Source organism: Klebsiella sp. K-Nf6 (assembly GCF_002806655.1).
Classification (GTDB): Bacteria; Pseudomonadota; Gammaproteobacteria; order Enterobacterales; family Enterobacteriaceae; genus Klebsiella; species Klebsiella variicola.
Map to the genome: position 1 here is coordinate 1 of NZ_PIBN01000032.1, position 19,824 is coordinate 19,824.

General features: G+C 58.7%; 19 protein-coding genes. 16 read left to right on the forward strand and 3 right to left on the reverse strand.

The features are described from left to right. The 13 genes from CWM61_RS28025 to trpS all read left to right on the forward strand — a co-directional run. On the forward strand, positions 1-189 hold a 189-nt coding region (locus tag CWM61_RS28025), incomplete at its 5' end, for a BMC domain-containing protein (RefSeq protein ID WP_100632240.1). Positions 190-201: 12 nt separating this feature from the next. Beyond that, a complete protein-coding gene (locus tag CWM61_RS28030) occupies positions 202-480 on the forward strand; it encodes a BMC domain-containing protein (protein WP_004146125.1) in 279 nt (92 codons plus the stop codon). Between the two features lie 53 nt (positions 481-533). Then, positions 534-2,135, forward strand: coding sequence for an acetaldehyde dehydrogenase (acetylating) (locus tag CWM61_RS28035; RefSeq protein ID WP_074387178.1), 1,602 nt, complete (start codon positions 534-536; stop codon positions 2,133-2,135). 24 nt (positions 2,136-2,159) lie between these two features. Further along, positions 2,160-2,417, forward strand: a complete 258-nt coding sequence (locus tag CWM61_RS28040) for a EutN/CcmL family microcompartment protein (protein WP_004146127.1) — start codon at positions 2,160-2,162, stop codon at positions 2,415-2,417. 17 nt (positions 2,418-2,434) lie between these two features. Then, positions 2,435-3,616 carry a 1-propanol dehydrogenase PduQ gene (locus CWM61_RS28045; protein WP_074387179.1) on the forward strand — a complete coding sequence of 394 codons (1,182 nt, stop codon included), beginning with the start codon at positions 2,435-2,437 and terminating at the stop codon, positions 3,614-3,616. A gap of 78 nt (positions 3,617-3,694) precedes the next feature. After that, positions 3,695-7,081: a choline trimethylamine-lyase gene (cutC, locus tag CWM61_RS28050; RefSeq protein ID WP_100632241.1), complete on the forward strand. Its 3,387-nt coding sequence runs from the start codon at positions 3,695-3,697 to the stop codon at positions 7,079-7,081. A gap of 85 nt (positions 7,082-7,166) precedes the next feature. Beyond that, a complete protein-coding gene (gene cutD / locus CWM61_RS28055) occupies positions 7,167-8,114 on the forward strand; it encodes a choline TMA-lyase-activating enzyme (protein WP_074387181.1) in 948 nt (315 codons plus the stop codon). Between the two features lie 12 nt (positions 8,115-8,126). Further along, positions 8,127-8,540 (forward strand): BMC domain-containing protein, encoded by a 414-nt coding sequence (locus CWM61_RS28060; RefSeq protein WP_074387182.1) that lies wholly within the window; start codon positions 8,127-8,129, stop codon positions 8,538-8,540. Beyond that, positions 8,540-9,160, forward strand: a complete 621-nt coding sequence (locus CWM61_RS28065) for a phosphate propanoyltransferase (RefSeq protein ID WP_074387183.1) — start codon at positions 8,540-8,542, stop codon at positions 9,158-9,160. Before CWM61_RS28060 ends, CWM61_RS28065 begins: the two co-directional genes overlap by 1 nt. Before the next feature lie 12 nt (positions 9,161-9,172). After that, the gene (locus tag CWM61_RS28070) at positions 9,173-9,841 is read left to right on the forward strand and encodes a hypothetical protein (RefSeq protein ID WP_100632242.1); all 669 of its coding nucleotides are present in this window, start codon (positions 9,173-9,175) and stop codon (positions 9,839-9,841) included. A gap of 31 nt (positions 9,842-9,872) precedes the next feature. Then, a complete protein-coding gene (locus tag CWM61_RS28075; protein WP_100632243.1) occupies positions 9,873-10,286 on the forward strand; it encodes a DMT family transporter in 414 nt (137 codons plus the stop codon). A 17-nt stretch (positions 10,287-10,303) separates the two neighbouring features. Beyond that, the gene (locus CWM61_RS28080) at positions 10,304-10,633 is read left to right on the forward strand and encodes a DMT family transporter (RefSeq protein WP_004204123.1); all 330 of its coding nucleotides are present in this window, start codon (positions 10,304-10,306) and stop codon (positions 10,631-10,633) included. Between the two features lie 200 nt (positions 10,634-10,833). After that, positions 10,834-11,841, forward strand: coding sequence for a tryptophan--tRNA ligase (trpS, locus tag CWM61_RS28085; RefSeq protein ID WP_074387186.1), 1,008 nt, complete (start codon positions 10,834-10,836; stop codon positions 11,839-11,841). Between the two features lie 48 nt (positions 11,842-11,889). Here trpS and CWM61_RS28090 read toward each other — a convergent pair whose 3' ends face one another. Continuing rightward, positions 11,890-13,284, reverse strand: coding sequence for a diguanylate cyclase (locus CWM61_RS28090; RefSeq protein ID WP_074387187.1), 1,395 nt, complete (start codon positions 13,282-13,284; stop codon positions 11,890-11,892). A 404-nt stretch (positions 13,285-13,688) separates the two neighbouring features. On the opposite strand from CWM61_RS28090, the gene CWM61_RS28095 reads away from it, so the two are divergent. From CWM61_RS28095 to CWM61_RS28105, 3 genes are read left to right on the forward strand one after another with little or no spacing between them, the layout of a single operon-like run. Next, complete coding sequence (locus tag CWM61_RS28095) at positions 13,689-14,756, forward strand: HlyD family secretion protein (RefSeq protein ID WP_074387188.1); 1,068 nt, start codon at positions 13,689-13,691, stop codon at positions 14,754-14,756. Beyond that, positions 14,753-17,497, forward strand: coding sequence for a ribosome-associated ATPase/putative transporter RbbA (gene rbbA, locus CWM61_RS28100; RefSeq protein WP_100632244.1), 2,745 nt, complete (start codon positions 14,753-14,755; stop codon positions 17,495-17,497). Before CWM61_RS28095 ends, rbbA begins: the two co-directional genes overlap by 4 nt. Further along, on the forward strand, positions 17,497-18,621 hold the full coding sequence (locus tag CWM61_RS28105; RefSeq protein ID WP_012969040.1) for an ABC transporter permease: 1,125 nt from the start codon (positions 17,497-17,499) through the stop codon (positions 18,619-18,621). Before rbbA ends, CWM61_RS28105 begins: the two co-directional genes overlap by 1 nt. Before the next feature lie 40 nt (positions 18,622-18,661). On the opposite strand, the gene CWM61_RS28110 is transcribed toward CWM61_RS28105, so the two are convergent. Further along, positions 18,662-18,979 carry a hypothetical protein gene (locus tag CWM61_RS28110; protein ID WP_074387190.1) on the reverse strand — a complete coding sequence of 106 codons (318 nt, stop codon included), beginning with the start codon at positions 18,977-18,979 and terminating at the stop codon, positions 18,662-18,664. A 323-nt stretch (positions 18,980-19,302) separates the two neighbouring features. Then, entirely contained in the window at positions 19,303-19,578 is a 276-nt protein-coding gene (locus CWM61_RS28115; RefSeq protein ID WP_061155913.1) for a DUF2574 family protein, read from the reverse strand. Positions 19,579-19,824 lie beyond the last annotated feature (246 nt).

The window sequence follows — 19,824 nt, forward strand, 5'->3', positions numbered from 1 at the left end:
GGCTATGAAAACGTCGGTTCCGGCCTCGTCACCGCGATGGTGAAAGGCGACGTCGGCGCGGTAAAAGCGGCAGTCGATTCCGGCGTGGAATCCGCACAACGCATCGGCGAAGTGGTGACCTCGCTGGTCATCGCTCGTCCGCATAACGACATCAACAAAATCGTCTCGCATTACAAGATTGCGGACTAACGGAGAAACCTGATGAAAGAAGCGCTTGGTCTTATCGAAACCAAAGGTCTGGTGGCCTGTATTGAAGCCGCGGACGCGATGTGTAAAGCCGCCAACGTCGAGCTGATTGGCTATGAAAACGTCGGTTCCGGCCTCGTCACCGCGATGGTGAAAGGCGACGTCGGCGCGGTCAACGCAGCGGTCGACTCCGGCGTGGAAGCGGCGAAACGCATCGGCGAAGTCGTCAGCTCTCGCGTCATTGCGCGTCCACATAACGACATCGAAAAAATCGCGGCGCAGCACAAAGCATGACCTGACAGGGCGCGCCCCGTCCCCACTCTTTTCGTCTGATGAAGGATAGACTCATGATTGAACTGGATAACGATTTGCAGTCCCGCCAGAACGCGCGGGAACTGGTGCGCAACGCCAAAAAGGCGCAGGCGATGCTGGCCACCTTTTCGCAGCAGCAAATCGACGCCATCGTGAAAAACGTGGCCCAGGAAGCAGCGCACCACGCCGAAGCGCTGGCGAAAATGGCCGCGGAAGAGACTGGTTTTGGCAACTGGCAGGACAAAGTGCTGAAAAACCGCTTCGCCTCGCTGCGCGTCTACGACGCCATCAAAGATATGAAGACCGTTGGCATCATTCATGACGACCCGGTAAAAAAAGTGATGGACGTGGGCGTGCCGCTGGGCGTGATTTGCGCACTGGTCCCCTCAACGAACCCAACCTCCACGGTTATCTACAAAGCGCTGATCGCCCTCAAGGCCGGCAACGCCATTATCTTCTCCCCGCATCCGGGCGCGCGTCAGTGTAGCTGGAAGGCGATTGAAATCGTCAAACGCGCGGCGGAAGCAGCCGGCGCGCCGGCGGGCAGCGTCGACGGCATCACCCAGTTGACGCTCGAAGCCACCTCTGAGCTGATGCACAGCAAAGACGTGTCGCTGATCCTCGCCACCGGCGGCGAAGGCATGGTGCGTGCGGCCTATGCGTCCGGCACCCCAACCATCAGCGGCGGCCCGGGCAACGGCCCGGCGTTTATCGAACGCAGCGCCGATATCCATCACGCGGTGAAAGATATCATCACCAGCAAAACCTTCGATAATGGGGTGATCTGCGCCTCCGAGCAGTCGATCATCGTCGAAGGCTGCATTTACGACGAGGTTCACCGCGAGCTGGAAGCGCAGGGTGCCTACTTCATGAATGAAGATGAAGCGGCGAAAATGGCGGCGCTGCTGCTGCGCCCGAACGGCACCATCAACCCGAAAGTGGTCGGCAAAACCGCGCTGTACCTCAGCCAGATGGCGGGCTTCTGTGTTCCGGCCAGCACCAAAGTGCTGATCGCCGAACAGACCACCGTGTCGCCGAAAAACCCCTACTCGCGTGAAAAACTGTGCCCGGTGCTCGGCCTGTACGTGGCAGAGGACTGGAAAGCCGCCTGCCACCGCGTGGTGGAGCTGCTGACCAACGAAGGACTCGGCCATACGCTGGTGATCCACACCCGTAATCAGGACGTCATCCGCCAGTTCAGCCTCGAAAAACCGGTCAACCGCATTCTGATTAATACTCCGGCGGCGCTCGGCGGTATCGGCGCGACCACCAACATCTCTCCGGCGCTGACCCTCGGCTGCGGCGCGGTCGGCGGCGGCTCCAGCTCCGACAACGTCGGCCCGATGAATCTGCTCAATATCCGCAAAGTCGGCTATGGCGTGCGTTCGATTGACGAGCTGCGCGCGCCGGGCAGCCGCCCTGAACCACAGCCGACCATCGTCACTCCGGCGAGCGATCCGCAGCGCAGCATTCTTGATGACGCGCGTTTCAACGCCCCGGCCAGCGCCGCGCCAGCGCGCTCTGCAGGCAGCGATGACCGTTTTGCCAGCGCAGGCGCCGCCAGCATGGAAGGCGAAATCAACGAGCAAAACGTGGAACGCGTTATCCGCCAGGTGCTGGAGCGCCTTGCTAAGTAACGCACTGATATAAGGCGATAAACGATGATTCTCGCAAAGGTAACCGGCCATGTCGTCGCCACGCAGAAATGCGATGAGCTACGCGGCAGCAACCTGCTGTTGGTCACCCGACTGGATGACAATCAGCAGCCGATGAAGGACCAGACCTGGGTCGCCGTCGATAACGTCGGCGCCGGCATGCACGACATCGTGCTGGCGGAAGAGTACTTCGCGCTCAATAAAGAGCGCTACAAAGCGATGTCGGTGGTCGCCATTGTCGAGAACGTGTTTCGGGACGCCTAACAGGAGTGAGTAGCCCAATGAGTGAATTTTTACTGAAACCGCGGATTTGCTTCGGTCAGGACGCCCTCTCGGTGTTGAACGAACTCTCCGCCCGCAGCGTGCTGCTGGTGACCGATAAAGCGATGGTCAAGTTTGGCCTCGCCGAGCGCGTCACCGCCCTGCTGCGCCAGCGCGGGATCGCCTGGCAGATGTGGGATGACGTGGTGGCGGATCCGGATATCGCTACCGTGGTGCGCGGCATGAAGTTAATGGATAGCCACTATCCGGATCTGGTTATCGCGCTCGGCGGCGGTTCGGTCATCGATGCCGCCAAAGCGGTTATTTTCTCCCTGGCGCAAACCCGTCCGCAGACTGATCGCCCGCGTCCATGCTTTGTCGCCATCCCAACCACCAGCGGCACCGGTTCGGAAGTCACCGCCTTTTCGGTGGTGAAAGCCAACGCGGAGAAGCTGGTGCTGGTGGACGCGTCATTGCTGCCGGATATCGCCATTCTTGACCCGGCGCTGGTGGCTTCAGTGCCGCCGGCGATTACCGCCGACACCGGCATGGACGTGCTGTGTCACGCCCTTGAAGCCTACGTCTCCCGCGCCGCCAGCGACTTTTCCGACGCGCTGGCGGAGAAAGTGGTGCAGCAGGTGTTCCGCTACCTGCCGACCTGCTGGCGCAGCGGCGACAACCTGCAGGCGCGCGAAAAGATGCATAACGCCTCCTGCATGGCGGGGATGGCCTTCACCAACGCGTCGCTGGGGATAACCCACAGCCTGGCCCACGCCCTCGGCGGCGTCTTCCGCGTGCCCCATGGCCGCGCCAACGCCCTGCTGATGGCGCACGTCGTCGCCTGGAACGCCGATTTCCACGGCCAGTGCGACACCCTCGCGGCAACGAAATATGCCCGGCTGGCGCATCTGCTGGATCTGCCTGCCGCCTCGCCACGCCAGGGCGTCGCCAGCCTGCTGGTCGCCATTCAGGCGTTAAAAGACGAACTAAGCATGCCCTCCGGCATCAGCGAAACCGGCATCGAGGCGGCTGAATTCGACCGCCGTTTGCCGGAGATGGTCGGCCAGGCGCTGCGCGACAGCTGTACCCCGACCAACCCACGCGCGCCAGACGCTAACGCGTTAACCGAACTTTATCGCCAGGCCTGGTCCGGTTGCCTGGAATCGCCCGGCGGCGCTCCGCTTGCACGGGCCTACGGATAACGCGCGAGTAGGCCGGGTCAGCGCAGCGCCACCCGGCAACAATGCGGGCAACTAACAAGAACATCTGGAGAATACTTCATGGCACACTACAACTTAACGCCGCGCGTAAAAGTGCTGGCAGACCGTTTACTCGCCGAGAAAAGCACTCTGTGCACCGAACATGCCACCACACTGAACGCTCTTGATGGCGACATCGCGGGCGTTCCCGCCGCCGTTAAACCGGCGCGCCGCTTCTATGAACTGATGCGCCAGCTGCCGCTGACCATCAGCGCCGACGAGCTGATCGTCGGCAACCAGACCCGTAAACCGCACGGGGCGATTTTCCATGACGAAAACGCGACCCGTCGTCCATCGGTTTTCCAGTTCCTCAACCTCAATAGCGAGCTGGACTCGCCGGATTACAAACTGGTGGTCGAAAAAGGCGTGCTGGCGATTAAGCACCAGTTAGAAGAGAAAACCCGCGCCCTCGGTAGCGCGGTCAGCCGCAGCGGTATGGATGAAGTCAACGGCTGTCGCGCCGCCATCTACGCCTGCGACGCCCTGCTGGCGCTGGCGCAAAATCTGGCCAACAGCGCCGAACAGCTGGCGGCCGCGGAAACCAATGCTTATCGCAAAGCCGAGCTGCTCGATAGCGCGGCCATTCTGCACCACGTTCCGGCCCATCCGGCGCGTAATTTCAAAGAAGCCTGCCAGGCATTCTATCTGTTCCAGCTGGCGCTACAGCTGGACAACGGCAGCTATGCGGTTAACCCGCAAGGGGCGGATATCGCGCTGCTGCCTTATTATCAGCGCGATATCAACAGCGGCGCGCTGAATACCCAGCAGGCGTATGAGATCGTGGAGTGCCTGTGGTTCAAGCTGGCGGAGCTGAGCGAAGTCCGCGCCGCCTGCGCCATTGACGGCTATCCGATGCTCGACGCCATGCTGCGCGGCGCCGCTTTTGATAACGCCGAAGTGAACGAACTCTCGGCGATGTTTATCAGCGCCCAGCGCAACCTCAGCGCGCTGAATCTGCCGGTGCGTCTGTTTAGCGGCGTACAGCCGGTTAACCACGCGCCGTTCGCCGCCTGCGCCGACACGCCGGCGATGGAAGGCTTAACCCCGCGTATGCAGCGCCTGCGTAATCACTACCTGACGGTACGCCCGAGCGTCTCTATCTATCGCGCGCTGGCCTTTACCGAAGTGGTCAAAGCCAACCCTGGCATGCCGACCATTCTGCTGCGGGCAAAAGCCTTCCGCCACGCCTGCGAAACCGCGCCGATTCTGATTCAGGACGATGAGCTGATCGTCGGCCATCCGTGCGGCAAGCCGCGCGCGGGCGCCTTCTCGCCGGATATCGCCTGGCGCTGGGTGCGCGACGAGCTCGACACCATGAGTACCCGTCCGCAGGATCCGTTTGAGATCAGCGAAGCGGATAAAAAAACCATTCGCGAAGAGATCGTCCCGTTCTGGGAAGGCCGTTCGCTGGATGAGATTTGCGAAGCGCAATACCGTGAGGCCGGCGTCTGGGCCTTCAGCGGCGAGACTTTCGTCAGCGATCTCTCCTATCACCAGATTAACGGCGGCGGCGATACCTGTCCGGGCTACGACGTGCTGCTGTTCACCAAAGGGATGAATGGGATTAAAGCCGATGCCGAAGCGCATCTGGCCAACCTGAGCATGGAAAACCCGGAAGATATCGATCGCATCTACTACTACAAAGCGGCAATCGAAACCTGTGAAGGGGTGGTCAACTATGCCCGCCGTATCGCCGACCGCGCCCGCGAACTGGCGGCTAAAGAGCAAAACGCCCAGCGTCGCGCCGAGCTGCTGACCATCGCCGAAGTGAACGAAAACGTGCCGGCCAATCCGCCGAAGACCCTGCAGGAAGCGCTGCAGAGCATCTGGACCGTCGAATCACTGTTTGAAATCGAAGAGAACCAGACCGGGCTGTCGCTGGGCCGCGTCGACCAGTACTGCTACCCGATGTTCGAAGCCGATATCCGCGAAGGCCGCCTGACCCACGAGACCGCGCTGGAGCTGCTGCAGGCATTCATCATCAAATGTGCCGAACTGATGTGGATGTCGAGCGAGCTGGGAGCGAAATATTTCGCCGGTTATCAGCCGTTTATCAACCTCACCGTTGGCGGCCAGAAACGCAGCGGCGGCGACGCCTGTAACGATCTGACCTACCTGATTATGGACGCGGTGCGCTTCGTGAAGGTGTACCAGCCGTCGCTGGCCTGCCGTATCCACAACCAGTCGCCGCAGAAGTACATGGAAAAAATCGTCGACGTGGTGAAAGCGGGAATGGGCTTCCCGGCCTGCCACTTCGATGATTCCCACATCAAGATGATGCTGCGCAAGGGCTTCGATTTTGAAGACGCCCGCGACTACTGCCTGATGGGCTGCGTTGAGCCGCAGAAATCCGGGCGCATCTACCAGTGGACCTCTACCGGCTACACCCAGTGGCCTATCGCTATCGAGTTCGTGCTCAACCGCGGACGGATGGTGCTGTTCGATAGCTATCAGGGGTTGGATACCGGCGACCTGCGCGACCTGCGCACCTTCGGCGAATTCGACGCGGCGGTAAAACAGCAGATCGCCCATATCGTGCGCCTGTCGGCCATCGGTACCGTCATCAGCCAGCGCGTCCACCGCGATGTGGCGCCGAAGCCGCTGATGTCGTTGCTGGTTGAAGGCTGTATGGAAAGCGGCAAAGATGTCGCCGCCGGCGGCGCGATGGTCAACCACGGTCCGGGGCTGATTTTCTCCGGCCTGGCGACCTACGTCGACTCGATGGCGGCGATCCGCAAGCTGGTGTTCGAAGAGAAGAAATACACCCTTGAGCAGATCCGCGATGCGCTGCTGGCCAACTTTGAAGGTTACGAAGCGCTGCGCCGCGACTGCCTGAACGCGCCGAAATACGGTAACGACGATAACTACGTCGACCAGTACGCGCTGGATATTACCGAATGGACCGAGAAAGAGTGCCGTAAATACAAAATGCTCTACTCGACCCTGAGCCACGGCACCCTGTCTATCTCCAACAATACGCCAATCGGCGAGCTGACCAACGCCACGCCTAACGGCCGCCTGGCGTGGATGCCGCTCTCCGACGGCATCAGCCCGACTCAGGGCGCGGATAAACAAGGCCCGACGGCGATTATCAAGTCGGTCAGCAAGATGAACGTGGAAACCATGAACATCGGCATGGTGCACAACTTCAAGTTCCTCAAAGGGCTGCTGGATACCCCTGAAGGTCGCCACGGCTTGATTACCCTGCTGCGTACCGCCTCGATTCTCGGCAACGGCCAGATGCAGTTCAGCTACGTCGATAACGAAGTACTGAAGAAGGCGCAGCAGGAGCCGGAGAAATACCGCGACCTGATCGTTCGCGTCGCCGGCTACAGCGCCTACTTCGTTGAGCTGTGCAAAGAGGTCCAGGACGAGATCATCAGCCGTACGGTGATTGAGAAGTTCTAGTTCTCTTAAAGAGAATTAAATGAGCTGTATTTGAGAAATAACCGGAAGTTCTCCGTCCCGTAACGGGACGGAGCGGGAGGCAAGCGTGATCGCAAAACAAGAATTAACGGGCCGAATTTTCAATATCCAGAAATATTCGATCTATGACGGCGATGGCATTCGCACGCTGGTGTTTTTTAAGGGCTGCAACATTCGCTGCCCGTGGTGCGCCAACCCGGAAGGGCTGAGCAGCCAGTTCCAGGTGATGTTCTCGCACGACAAATGCATTAACTGCGGCGACTGCGTCAGCGTCTGTCCGGCGGGTATTCATTATCGGGCGGAAGAAAACGGCGAAATGAAGCACTTCGTCGACCGCAACAAAGACTGCATCGGCTGTCGCAAATGCGAAGAGATTTGCACCCAGAACGCGCTGGACATTATGGGCAAGGACGTCACCGTCAGCGAGCTGATGGAGATCATCATGCAGGACTACGACTTCTACATCTCCTCCGGCGGCGGCGTCACCATCGGCGGCGGCGAGATGAGCCTGCAGACCGATTTTGCCGTCGCCTTATTCAGCGAATGCAAAAAAATGATGATTAACACCGCCGTCGAAACCCAGGGCACCACCCCGCTTGCCAACTACCAGAAGCTGGCGCCGGTCACCGACACCTTCTTGTTCGACCTTAAGCAGATTAACAGCGAACACCACAAAGCGATGCTCGGTATCGGCAACGAAGGGATCCGCCGCAATCTCGAATGGCTGGTGGATTCCGGCGCCAACGTCATTGTGCGTATGCCGCTCATTCGCGGCTACAACGACTCATTCGACGCCATTACCGGTGCCATTGATTACGTACAGAAGCTGGCGAAGCGCGGGAATATCCGCCGCATCGACATGCTGCCGTACCACCAGCTGGGACGCAAAAAGTACGAACGCCTGGATATGCCCTACCCGATTACCCAGGACCCGTCTTATTCGCCGGACGAACTGGACCGGCTGGAAACCTTCTTCCGGCAATTTGATTTTGATATTCGCTTAGTCCGCCATTAACAGGAGCCGACAATGAAAAGTTTAGGCGTAATTGAAACGCGAGGATGGGTCGCCGCCATTCAGGCCGTCGACGCCGCCTGTAAAGCCGCGGGAGTCACCTGCATTGGCTATCGCAAACCAGGCTCCGGGCTGGTGAGCGTCTGCTTTGAAGGGGAGATCAGCGCCATCCACACCGCCATTGAACGCGGCGTGGCGGTGGCAGGCGCCGAGCACACCGTGAAGTCATTGGTGATTGCCCGCCCGGAGCGCTGCGTGGTTGAAGCGTTAAGCAACCTCAAAGGCAACCCACCGCGCGCGAAGCAGCCCACCGCCCCAGCAGCTGTCGCTGTCGCCGCCGCGCCAGAAGCGATCGTTCCCTCCGCGCCGCAGGCCGCCCCGCAGGCAACGGAAGATAAAAACCCAACGCTGAAGAAAGGGAAGAAGTGATGATAGACACCCTGCTTCGCGAAAAAATCACCACCCGCCTGAGCGCAACGGCGCCGGCAATCCCGGTGGGGATCTCCAACCGCCACGTCCATCTCGCGCAACAGGACGTCGAGGCGCTATTCGGCAAAGGCTACAGCCTGACGCCGTTCAAACCGCTGCGCCAGCCGGGGCAGTTCGCCGCCCAGGAGTGCGTGACCGTTGTCGGGCCGAAAGGCTCGCTGACCAACGTCCGCGTCCTCGGGCCGACCCGCCCGGTATCGCAACTGGAAGTATCGCGCGCCGACTGTTTCACGCTGGGTATTAAGGCGCCAGTTCGTGAGTCCGGCCAGCTGGATAATGCCGGTAGCGCGCTGCTGATTGGGCCCGCAGGCCACGTTGAACTCCATTCGCAGGTGATCTGCGCCTGGCGGCATATTCATATGTCGCCGCAGGACGCGCGCCAGCTCAACGTTAGCAATGGCCAGAAGGTCAGCGTGCGCAGCAACGGCGAACGCCAGCTGACCTTCGATGAAGTGGTGGTGCGGGTGCGCGATGACTTCGCACTTGAGTTCCATATCGATACCGAAGAAGCCAATGCCGCCGGGTTGAAAAACGGCGCGCAGGTGACGCTCATCGGCTAACGGAGGCTCGCTATGACCGACGAACAGATGGAAGGTATAGTCGCGCGAATTTTACAGCGCCTGCGGCCGCCGGTACTGGTGATGGTGACCGCCGCTGACGGCTACCGCGCGGCAATCCGCCAACGCCTGGCGGGCTGCGGCTACCCGCTGCGTATCGCCCTTGAAGAGGGCCTCGCCGATGCCGATGCGTGGCAAGCGACGGGCGAAATTCTCGCTCCGTCAGCGTGGCAGGATGCCCTGCCGTCAGCGCCGTGGCGGGCGGTGTTGCTACCGTTTCTCGATTATACGCTGGCCTCGGATCTGCTGAACGGCACGCTGCGCAGTCCGCTCGCCCGCTGCGCGCACGAGGCGCTGCTGACGGGTATTCCAGTGCTGGCGCTGCGCTACCACTGCGATCCGCTCAGCGAACTCAACCAGTTGCGCGGGGCGCAGGCCGACAGCGCCTATACCGGACACCTGCAGGCCACGCTGACTCGTCTGGAAGCCTGCGGCGTCTTCCTCGGCACCATGAATGAGCTGCTGGCGAAGCTGGACGCACCCACCGCGCCTGCCACCGCCAACAGCGAACCGCGCCGTTATCTCACCGTCACAGACGTGGTGAATAATCCAGCGTTGGCAGCGACTCCGCACGCGCAGCTGACCGATGCGGCCATTGATTACTTAAAAAACAGAAAGATATGACCTTACCCAACGATAAACCTGGAGCTTAACGATGTCTTCGAAAACAAAATGCTGGTTATGGATGTTGCTGGTTATCCTCTCCGAAACCTCGGCAACCTCGACGTTAAAAATGTTCGGTAGCAGCGAAGGCAGCACCAAAATGCTGCTGCTCGGGCTGCTGATTGCGCTCTACTGCACCTGTTATTACTCGTTGTCGCGGGCGGTGAAAGATATTCCGGTCGGTCTGGCATACGCCACCTGGTCCGGCACCGGCATCCTGGTGGTCTCGACGCTGGGAATGGCGTTTTACGGCCAGCACCCGGATACCGCCGCCATCATCGGCATGGCAGTGATCGCCAGCGGCATCGTTATCATGAACCTGTTCTCGAAAATGGGTTCGGAAGAGAGCGAAGAGGCCACCCCCGTCACGCCAGTCGCCTCCATGGATAAGAAAATCGCCAACTAACAGGAAAGGAACACCCTATGTTTAATCTCGGATTTTTATGGCTGGCGCTGTCTATCGGCTCCGAAATCACCGGCACCTCGATGATCAAAAAAACCAACGGCTTCAGCAAACTGGCCCCTTCAGTGCTGGTGGTCTGCGCCTACGGCCTGTGCTACTTCGCCCTCACCCGCGCGATGAGCACTATTCCGGTGGGCGTGGCCTACTCGCTGTGGTGCGGCTTCGGTATCGTCGGTGTGACGATCTGCTCCATGATCCTCTATAAGCAGAAACCGGACCTGGCGGCCATCATCGCCATGGCGCTGATTATCTCCGGCGGCGTGATCATGAACGTCTTCTCGACCATGTAATACGAGGCGGGTTTACCCCGCCGTGATTTCGTGGCAGGATAAAAAGATGAACAGAAACGTTATCGTTACTTACCCCCGTCGTTGGTGGCTGCCTGCATAACAGGCGGCACGATACACGTTTCCATTTTCAAAGCCGCCGGAAGGCGGCTTTGTTATTTCCAGGACGTCTTTCGGCTGAACAGTCTGATAAGGAGTCCCTGATGAACCATCCACAAACCATCCTCACCGGCGACCGCCCGACCGGCCAACTACATCTTGGCCACTACGTCGGCTCGCTGCGCCAGCGCGTCGCGCTGCAGCACGACCACCAGCAATTTATCCTGATCGCCGACCTGCAAGGGCTCACCGATAACGGCAGCAACCCACAAAAAATCAGCCACCATATCCTCGAAGTCATGGCCGATTATCTGGCCGTCGGCATCGACCCCAGGCTCACCACTATTTGCCTGCAGTCCGCTCTGCCGGCGCTGGCGGAGCTCAGCGCGCTGTATATGAATATCGTCACCGTCGCCCGCGTAGAGCGTAACCCAACGGTCAAAAATGAAATTGCCCAGAAGGGATTCGCCCGCTCGCTGCCGGTGGGCTTTCTCGCCTATCCGATTAGCCAGGCCGCCGATATCACCGCCTTCAAAGCCGAGCTGGTGCCGGTGGGCGACGATCAGCTACCGATGATTGAGCAGACCAACGAGATCGTCCACAAAATGAATAGCCTGACCGGCGAACCGGTGCTGCGCCACTGCAAAGCGTTACTCAGCGAAGTGGGCCGCCTGCCGGGCGTCGACGGTAACGCCAAAATGTCGAAATCGCTGGGCAATACGCTGACGTTATCGGCCAGTGAAGAGGAGATCCACCGCGCGGTCAGCGCGATGTATACCGATCCGACGCATCTGAGAGTCAGCGATCCGGGGCACGTCGACGGCAACGTGGTGTTCACCTATCTCGACGCTTTCCATAGCGATAAGGCGCTGGTTGCTGAGATGAAAGCCCACTATCAGCGTGGTGGGCTGGGCGATCGCCAGTGTAAGAATGAACTGGAAACCTGCCTGCAGGCGCTACTGGCGCCAATCCGCGAACGCCGGGCCACTTACAGTCAGGATAAAGGAATGCTGCTGGAATTGTTGCGTCAAGGCAGCGAACGCGCCCACCATCTCACGCAGCAGACGCTACATGAAGTGAAGCGCGGGCTGGGGCTGCCGGTGCTGTTCTGAGTTTCAGATCCCTTCCCCGGTCGCGCGACGCTTACCGGGGCTACGGTTTCATCCCCCACCTTTGTGCATCTTCACGCAGTTGCGCCCATCGCGCTTGGCGGCATACAGCGCGTTATCGGCGTCGCGCAGCAGCAGGTTGTAATCGGGGTGCCCCGTGTGGACGGCAAAGCCAATGCTGGCGGTAATCAGGATCTGCGTGTCGCCGCCAACGTTAAACGCCAGTTGGCCAATCTTTTTACGCAGACGTTCAAGGAGAGGGGAAGCCTCTGCCGCACGGGTCTCCACCAGCACCAGCAGAAACTCCTCACCGCCGTAGCGGAAGAGATAGTCGCTGGAGCGAATATTATCGCTGAGCAGATCGGCTACGTGCTTAATGGCGCGGTCGCCGACCATATGGCCCCATTTGTCATTGATCTCTTTAAAGAAATCAATATCGATAATTGCCACCGTCAGCGGCAGGTCATACTCAATCGCCAGGGTGACTTCATGCTTGAGCACCACCGGCAGATAGCGACGGTTAAGCAGGCTGGTTAGCGCGTCTTTGCCGTTTTGCATCTGCGACAGACTACTGAACAATACCCCCAGTTGGCTGCTGATGTGCTGACAATGGATATGGATCCTTTGCAGCAGGCTCTGAGTATTTTTATAACCAGCATCCTGTTCCGCGGTCCGCCATTCGGTAATCAACGCATCCACCTGACCGATTAATTCAGTAATCTCCCCCATCTGCGGATTGTGGTTAAAATAGCGAACGCATTTATGGCGAAACCACAAACCAAATTCGGATTCAGATAATAACGTTGCGTTAAGGTCCGTCCTGTTCTCGCTGACGATATTAAAAATCGCACTATTTTCCCAACCCGAAAGCGATGCCTGCTGCTTGCCATACTCCATCGGGACGTTATCCATCAGGCTGTACAGACGAAAGGCTTCTTCATTTTTGGTAGCCCGATAATGCGACAGCGTATAGGCGTGACACATCATCTCCACTGCCATATTTATCGCCATGATCGCGTAATGGATAGCCGCTATCCCGGTATCCCGCTCCACCTGGCTGTCACGAATCGCCTCCACCAGCCCGGCTTTTATCTGCCGCGCGCCGCGCAGCACCGCCTCTGCCGGGATGCCAATCCGCGAATGAATGTTGCCGATCTGATACTGGCGCTCCGCGAGGGCCTGAAGCTCCTCTTTTTCACAGGTAAGGATCTGCTGCACCCATCCCGCCAGAGAGCGGCTCAGACGTTCCTCAACCAGCTCATAAGAGAGGTGCCTGGCGATATCCGGATCCTGAAAAATAAAATCGTAAAAGCGGGTCGCTAACATCGACGATCGCTCATCAGCCATTTTTTTAAGCAATGCACGGACGTCCGGCGTCAGGCTGTCATACAGCGGTAGCCATTCCTTAAAAATCACGGCGATATATTTTTGGCTTTCTTCATTCATGAAATTAAAGCACTCGTCGGATGTTTCTTAATGCCAGGAGCGGAATCATATCGTAGTTACCGGGGGGCAACCAGATAACAAAACGGACCAGCCTGTTTTCGCTGTTTTATCCTGATATTGGGGATTTCTGTTAACGCACCGACAAGACCATGCACTTCGTATGGACAACATCGCCACGAATGTTACTATCGCGATGACGATAGCTCTCACTATGCGTGTTTCATTAAGGCCTGGATCGCTGATGATGACCACATAAGTAGCACAGCGATCGGCTGCGCATCGACGCGGCAGAGCGCTGCGTCAGCGGCCTTTACCCCCACCTTTTCGTCCCTCGCAAGGAGGACGCTCCGCTCGGCGGAGGAAGCACGCGCACCACTCAGCAAAGGGAATCAAGCGAGTCGCGTATGGACAAATTAAAGAAACGTTGGGCAGGGTATCTTGTCGGCTTACTGGTGGTGCTCGCCGCCGCCGCATGGTGGCTGCTGCGCCCGCCAGGCCTCCCGGACGGTTTTGCCAGCAGCAACGGCCGAATCGAAGCCACCGAAGTCGATATTGCCAGTAAAATCGCCGGGCGTATCGACACGATTTTGGTCAAAGAGGGCCAGTTTGTGCGTCAGGGAGAAGTCCTCGCGAGGATGGATACCCGCGTACTGAATGAGCAGCGTCTTGAAGCCGCCGCACAAATCAAGGAGGCGGAAAGCTCGGTGCTCGCCGCCAGAGCCTTGCTCGATCAGCGGCAGAGTGAAATGCGCGCCAGCGAAGCAGTCGTGAAGCAGCGCCAGGCGGAGCTGGACTCCTCGGCGAAACGCCATGTCCGCTCGAATGCCCTGTCGCAGCGAGGCGCCGTCTCCGCCCAGCAGCTGGATGACGACCGCGCGGCAGCAGAGAGCGCCCGCGCGGCGCTGGAATCGGCAAAAGCCCAGGTCTCTGCCGCCCGCGCCGCCATCGAAGCTGCCCGCACCAGCATTATTCAGGCGCAAACCCGCGTCGAAGCCGCCCAGGCGACCGAACGGCGGATCCTTGCCGATATTGACGATAGCGAGCTGAAAGCACCGCGTGATGGCCGCATTCAGTATCGCGTCGCTGAGCCAGGCGAAGTACTGGCCGCCGGTGGCCGGGTGCTGAACATGGTCGATCTTGCCGATGTCTACATGACCTTCTTTCTGCCAACCGAACAGGCTGGCCTGCTGGCGCTCGGCAGCGAAGCGCGCTTGATCCTTGATGCCGCGCCGGATCTGGTGATCCCGGCCAACATCAGCTTTGTCGCCAGCGTCGCCCAGTTCACGCCGAAAACGGTAGAAACCAGCGACGAGCGCCTTAAGCTGATGTTCCGCGTCAAAGCACGCATCCCGCCGGAGCTGCTGGCGCAGCATCTGGAATATGTCAAAACCGGCCTGCCCGGCATGGCTTACGTGCGGGTGGATAAACAACAACCCTGGCCTGAGGCGCTAACGGTGAGGTTGCCGCAATGAAACTGACGCCGCAGGATACCTCGCCCCCCGTCGCCCTGCTGGAAAACGTTGGCCAGCAGTATGGCGCCACCATCGCGCTGCGGGATATCAGCCTGGCGATCCCGGCACGGCGTATGGTTGGTCTGATTGGCCCGGACGGCGTCGGCAAATCGAGCCTGCTCTCGCTGATCGCCGGGGCGCGGGCCATTGAACAGGGTAACGTGATGGTGCTTGGCGGCGATATGCGTGATGTGCATCACCGCCGCGACGTGTGCCCGAAAATCGCGTGGATGCCACAGGGGCTGGGGAAAAACCTCTATCACACCCTCTCGGTGTATGAAAACGTCGACTTCTTCGCCCGCCTGTTCGGCCACGATAAAGCCGAGCGCGAACTGCGCATCAACGAGCTGCTGCAGAGCACCGGGCTGGCGCCGTTTCGCGATCGCCCCGCCGGTAAACTCTCCGGTGGGATGAAGCAAAAGCTCGGCCTGTGCTGCGCGCTGATCCACGACCCGCAGTTGCTGATCCTTGATGAACCGACCACCGGCGTCGACCCGCTTTCCCGAGCGCAGTTCTGGGAGCTTATCGACAGTATTCGCCAGCGCCAGCCGGAGATGAGCGTGCTGGTGGCGACCGCCTACATGGAAGAGGCCGAGCGCTTTGACTGGCTGGTGGCGATGAATGCCGGCGAGGTGCTGGCGACCGGCAGCGCCGCGGAGCTCAAAGCCCAGACCGGCAGCCAGGCCCTGGAGCAAGCGTTTATCGCCCTGCTACCAGAAGCACAACGTCAGGCGCATAAGACGGTAGTTATCCCGCCGCGCGACAGCCGCGAGGAAGAGATCGCCATCGAAGCGCGCGGCCTGACCATGCGCTTCGGCAACTTTGTTGCCGTCGACCACGTTAACTTTCGCATCGCCCGCGGCGAAATCTTTGGCTTCCTTGGATCTAACGGCTGCGGCAAATCCACCACCATGAAGATGCTCACCGGCCTGCTGCCCGCCAGCGAAGGTGAAGCCTGGCTGTTCGGCCAGCCGGTCGACCCGAAGGATATCGCCACCCGCCAGCGGGTCGGTTACATGTCACAGGCCTTCTCGCTTTACAGCGAACTGAGCGTTCGGCAAAACCTCGAGCTGCACGCCCGCCTGTTTCATATCCCGGACGACGAAATAGCCAACCGGGTCGCTGAGATGAGCGAGCGCTTTATGCTGACCGAGGTTGAAGACGCGCTTCCCGCCGATCTGCCGCTGGGGATCCGTCAACGCCTGTCGTTAGCAGTGGCGGTCATCCACCGCCCGGAGATGCTGATCCTCGATGAGCCGACCTCCGGCGTCGACCCGGTGGCGCGCGATATGTTCTGGCAGCTGATGGTAGACCTGGCGCGCCAGGATCGTGTGACTATATTTATCTCCACCCACTTTATGAATGAAGCGGAACGCTGCGATCGCATCTCCCTGATGCATGCTGGCAAGGTGCTGGCCAGCGATACGCCACAGGCGCTGGTCGAGCAGCGCGGAGCCGCCAGCCTCGAAGAGGCGTTTATCGCCTGGCTTAAAGAGGCCCAACCGTCCTCTCCAGTACCAGATGAACCCACGTCTGCTGTCGCATCGCATTCGGAACACACGGCCCCACGGCAAGCCTTCAGTCTACGCCGCCTGTTTAGCTACAGCCGCCGCGAGGCGCTGGAGCTGCGCCGCGATCCGGTGCGATCGACGCTGGCGCTGCTGGGGACGGTGATCCTGATGTTTATTATGGGTTATGGGATCAGCATGGACGTTGAGGATCTGCGCTTTGCCGTCCTCGACCGCGATCAAACCATCAGCAGCCAGGGCTGGTCGCAGAATATCGCCGGCTCACGCTACTTTATCGAACAGGCGCCGCTGCACAGCTATGACGAACTGGACCGCCGGATGCGCGACGGCGAACTGGCGGTGGCAATAGAGATCCCGCCGAACTTTGGTCGCGATATCGCCCGCGGCACACCGGTGCAAATCGGCGTCTGGGTGGACGGCGCGATGCCCAACCGCGCGGAAACCGTGCGCGGCTACGTGCAGGCGATGCATCTCGCCTGGCTGCAGGAGATGGCTGGCCGGCAGAGCAGCCCACAGCGCGATACCTCACTCATCTCCATCGAGACCCGCTATCGCTATAATCCGGACGTGAAGAGCCTGCCGGCCATCGTCCCGGCGGTGATCCCGCTGCTGTTGATGATGATCCCGGCGATGCTCAGCGCCCTGAGCGTAGTCCGAGAGAAAGAACTCGGATCGATTATCAACTTGTACGTGACGCCAACTACCCGCAGCGAATTCCTGCTCGGCAAGCAGCTGCCTTACATCGTACTGGGGATGTTTAACTTCTTCCTGCTGTGCGCGCTGTCGGTCTTTGTCTTTGGCGTCGCGCATAAGGGCAGCTTCCTGACGCTGACCCTGGCGGCGCTGCTGTATGTCACCATCGCTACCGGTCTGGGGCTGCTGATCTCAACCTTTATGAAGAGCCAAATCGCCGCCATTTTCGGTACCGCGATCATTACGCTGATCCCGGCAACCCAGTTTTCCGGAATGATCGATCCGGTGGCGTCGCTGGAAGGGCCCGGGCGCTGGATTGGGCAAATTTATCCGACCAGCCACTTCCTGACTATCGCTCGCGGCACCTTCTCCAAGGCGCTGAATCTCAGTGATTTGTGGGGCTCCTTCATTCCGCTATTGATTGCGGTGCCGCTGGTGCTCGGGTTGAGCGTGCTGCTGCTGAAGAAACAGGAGGGATGATGCGCGGATTACGCAATATTTATAATCTTGGCGTCAAAGAGCTGCGCAGCCTGCTCGGCGATAAAGCAATGCTGGCGCTGATCGTGTTTGCTTTTACCGTGTCGGTGTACTCCTCGGCCACGGTGATGCCCGGTTCGCTACACCTGGCGCCGATCGCGGTTGCTGATATGGATAAATCCCAGCTCTCTTCACGCATTATTAACGCTTTCTACCGTCCCTGGTTTCTCGAGCCGGAGCTGATCACCGCTGATGAGATGGACGCCGGGCTGGATGCCGGGCGCTACACTTTCGCCATCAACATCCCGCCTAACTTCCAGCGCGATGTGCTGGCCGGTCGGCAGCCGGAAGTCCAGGTCAACGTTGACGCCACGCGAATGAGTCAGGCCTTTACCGGTAACGGCTATATCCAGAATATTATCAGTGGCGAAGTCAACAGCTTTGTCGCCCGTTATCGGGATAACAGCGTGCTGCCGGTAGAGTTGGCGGTAAGGATGCGTTTTAACCCTAACCTTGAGCAGGAGCGCTTTGGCGCGGTGATGGCAATCATCAACAACATCACCATGCTGGCGATCGTCCTCACCGGTTCGGCGCTGATCCGCGAGCGGGAACATGGCACCATAGAGCACTTGTTGGTGATGCCAGTAACGCCGTTTGAAATCATGATGGCCAAGATCTGGTCGATGGGCCTGGTGGTGCTGGTGGTCTCCGGGTTGTCGCTGATACTGATGGTGCAGGGGATTTTGCAGGTGCCCATTGAAGGGTCGATTCCCCTGTTTATGCTGGGGGTGGCGCTCAGCCTGTTCGCCACGACCTCAATCGGCATTTTTATGGGCACCCTCGCCCGCTCGATGCCGCAGCTGGGGCTGCTGATGATTCTGGTACTGCTGCCGCTACAGATGCTTTCCGGCGGATCCACGCCGCGGGAAAGTATGCCGCAGCTGGTACAGGATATTATGTTGACCATGCCGACCACCCACTTCGTCAGTCTGGCGCAGGCGATACTGTACCGTGGCGCCAGCTTTGCCATCGTCTGGCCGCAGTTCTTAACCTTGCTGGCTATCGGCGGGGTGTTCTTTACTATCGCGTTGCTGCGTTTTCGTAAGACTATTGGCGAGATGGCGTAAGGGCTTAAGAAGGGCCGTCGACTGACGGCGGCCCAGGGATTTATTTGTGGCGGTTCATAAAGCGACGTAAACCCCAGGTGAAGGCCATCGCCATACTAAACAGGATAAACAATAAGACAATCCAGCTGATGGAGATGCGCAGCAGCGTGCCGGGGGTCATAAACGGCTGCAGGTAGACGGTGAAGGACTCCGCGGGTGATTTCCCCAACAGCTCGTACACGTTATCGGTGAGCCACACCCCGACCCGGCAGAACAGCCAGATAATCGCTGGCCAGCAGAGCAGCACCAGAAAGGTAAAGCGCTCCTGAATGTAAGTGAAGAGCTGGCGCAGTGGCGACCAGTTAAGCAGGATTTTCATTTCTATTCTCATATTGCCAGCCGATAACCTGCATATGTCTCGCAAGGTATTTCGGGCAGCATCCATACAGGCAATCATCCCTCTTTGTATAACAAATTTTCCGCCATATAAACCAGATCAAGTTAACAAAGTGTTAATGATGTAGCTCATTAAGACAAAAACAGGGAAGAAGCATGCCGTTCGCCACAATACATCCGGGAGCGAAGTATTCAGTCACGGAAATATTTTTTATGAATCGTAAACGCGTTATTTTGCGGGAGGAAGAGGCAGCGCCATTATTTCGCCGACGTACAATATAATGGCGCTGAAATAGAGAAATGATATTAATCGTAGCTGCTGATAATTATTTTCCGACTTGCATCATCCGGTAAATTCACCGTCCGGGTGACCACGCCACGAGCATTCGTCACGCTATTTTGCGAAGCAATAAGATAGGTATTCTTTCCACAACGCTGCTGAGGTTGTTTATTGACGATATCGGTGCTGCAGGTTTCTGAAACCACCCGCCCGGAGAGCGTTAATGTGGCGGTATCAGCAGCAAACAGAGGTAAGCTTAGTCCATAAGCGAAAGTCAGGATCCCAATTAGCGGTTTTTTCATTGAATTTATAACCAGTTAACAGGATGAGAAATAAGCGAGTTGCTTTCTATTTTTCTCCCTCAGGAGAGATGATGCGTTGATTCATCATGCAGGGAAGATAATCCATATTATTAATAAGGACAATTGCAGGATAACCTATTAATGTGATAGGTATTACTGATGTTAACGAACCAGGCGGTCGGGCCGGATGTTTCCCCGGAGGCGGTGCTGCGCACCTTATCCGGGCTACCAGTCGGCCCCGGTTTG